Below are 2,301 nucleotides of genomic sequence, written 5' to 3' on the forward strand. Positions count from 1 at the left end.
GCTGGCGCCCCGCCCCCACCCACCAGGAGACCGACCATGACCGACTTCGACGGACGCCTGACCGAGGGGACCGTGAACCTGGTCCAGGACCCCAACGGCGGTGGCTGGTCCGCCCACTGCGCTGAGCCCGGTTGCGACTGGGCCGACTTCGCCGGACCGCTCGGCTTCCAGGGCCTCGTGGCCATCGCTCGCCGACACACGCACTGACCGCACGTCAAAGCCCCGCCGGATCACCGGCGGGGCTCTCTTCGGCCCTCCAAGTCACACCAGCCCCAAGGGGCGTCGGGAGTGGCGGAGGGAACCTCTGGCCCGATTGGTGCCAGGATTCCCACCAGACCAAAGAGCAACGGGCCGGACTTCGCACCTCCGACCCGTCCGCTCCCAGACTCGCGCCCCTTAGCCGGGCGAGACAGGAACGTTGCTCGTGCCCAGAGTACGGAGCGATGCCGAGGCATTGCCAGATCGGCCCGCCGGGCCCCGCTGCCACTGCGGGACCGCAATTGCCCACACACCGGGCAAACGGCCGCGTATCTACTGCTCAGACCGCTGCCGGATGGCAGCGAAGCGGGCGATCGCGCGTGTGACGCGAGATGCCGCCCGAGGCAAAAGCGAACACCTTGGGAAAGAAACAACAGAGTTTCCCGCACCCCTCCGACCTGCGGTTTCTCCGGACGGGGTGGATGGGGAGAGCCCGAGAGGCGACAGCCTCTCGGAAGTAGGAAGCACGTCGCGGAGCGACGCTGCCCGACTGCGGAAAGCCGCCCGGTACAGCCGCCGCCGGACGCTGTGGCGGATCAGCGGGGACGCCGCGTGCAAGGGCTGCGGCCGCGCCCTGATGGACCCTGCCTCCGGCGTAATCGTCGCCCAGACGGCGGCCGGAACGTCCGTGGTCCTGGGCCTGATGCGGTGCGGGCGGATCTGGCTCTGCCCGGTCTGCGCCGCCACGATCCGGCACAAGCGGGCCGAGGAGATCACCGCCGCCGTGGTCGAGTGGATCAAGCGCGGGGGGACCGCCTACCTGGTCACCTTCACGGCCCGCCATGGGCACACGGACCGGCTCGCGGACCTCATGGACGCCCTCCAGGGCACCCGGAAGACGCCGGACAGCCCCCGGCGGCCGGGCGCCTACCAGCGACTGATCACGGGCGGCACGTGGGCCGGACGCCGGGCCAAGGACGGGCACCGGGCCGCCGACCGCGAGGGCATCCGAGACCGGATCGGGTACGTCGGCATGATCCGCGCGACCGAAGTCACCGTGGGGCAGATCAACGGCTGGCACCCGCACATCCACGCGATCGTCCTGGTCGGCGGCCGGACCGAGGGGGAGCGGTCCGCGAAGCAGATCGTCGCCACCTTCGAGCCGACCGGCGCCGCGCTCGACGAGTGGCAGGGGCACTGGCGGTCCGTGTGGACCGCCGCCCTGCGCAAGGTCAACCCCGCCTTCACGCCCGACGACCGGCACGGCGTCGACTTCAAGCGGCTGGAGACCGAGCGCGACGCCAACGACCTCGCCGAGTACATCGCCAAGACCCAGGACGGGAAGGCGCCCGCCCTCGAACTCGCCCGCGCCGACCTCAAGACGGCGACCGGCGGGAACGTCGCCCCGTTCGAACTCCTCGGACGGATCGGGGACCTGACCGGCGGCATGACCGAGGACGACGCCGCCGGGGTCGGCTCGCTGGAGTGGAACCTCTCGCGCTGGCACGAGTACGAGCGGGCAACCCGGGGACGCCGGGCCATCGAATGGACCCGCTACCTGCGGCAGATGCTCGGGCTCGACGGCGGCGACACCGAGGCCGACGACCTCGATCTGCTCCTGGCGGCCGACGCCGACGGCGGGGAGCTGCGGGCCGGGGTCGCCGTGACCGAGGACGGATGGCACGCGGTCACCCGCCGCGCCCTCGACCTCGAGGCGACCCGGGCCGCCGAAGGCAAGGACGGCAACGAGGATTCGGCGGCCGTGGGCGAACGGGTGCGGGAGGTCCTGGCGCTGGCCGACGCGGCCGACACAGTGGTGGTGCTCACGGCGGGGGAGGTGGCCGAGGCGTACGCCGACATGCTCGCCGCCCTCGCCCAGCGCCGCGAGGAAGCAACTGCACGCCGACGGCGAGAGCAGGACGACGACCAGGACGACGACGCCGACGACCGCCAGGAGCGGGCCGCCCGGCACATCGCCCGGCTCGCAAGTGGGCCCACTTCGCACTAACTCGCTCCCCCCCGCCGTACGTCAAACCGGTGACGTACGGCGGGGGGCGGTGTGGTACGCGGCGGCCGCGGCCGGGGTGGAAGCCGCGGGAGTAA

Annotated in this window: 2 protein-coding genes; both read left to right on the top strand. The window is 72.3% G+C overall.

The annotated features are described in order from the left end of the window. Positions 1-36: 36 nt before the first annotated feature. A complete protein-coding gene (locus ABT263_RS38680) occupies positions 37-207 on the top strand; it encodes a hypothetical protein (protein WP_010889914.1) in 171 nt (56 codons plus the stop codon). A gap of 628 nt (positions 208-835) precedes the next feature. Further along, positions 836-2,206 (top strand): replication protein Rep, encoded by a 1,371-nt coding sequence (gene rep, locus ABT263_RS38685; RefSeq protein WP_351386713.1) that lies wholly within the window; start codon positions 836-838, stop codon positions 2,204-2,206. The last annotated feature ends 95 nt before the right edge of the window (positions 2,207-2,301 follow it).

This window comes from Kitasatospora sp. NPDC001603 (assembly GCF_040298365.1).
Lineage (GTDB): Bacteria > Actinomycetota > Actinomycetes > Streptomycetales > Streptomycetaceae > Kitasatospora.

What these genes read in the sequence shown, in the direction of transcription:
- rep (WP_351386713.1), top strand. Translation starts at nt 836, where the DNA reads ATGGACCCTGCCTCCGGCGTAATCGTCGCCCAGACGGCGGCCGGAACG.
- ABT263_RS38680 (WP_010889914.1), top strand. Translation starts at nt 37, where the DNA reads ATGACCGACTTCGACGGACGCCTGACCGAGGGGACCGTGAACCTGGTC.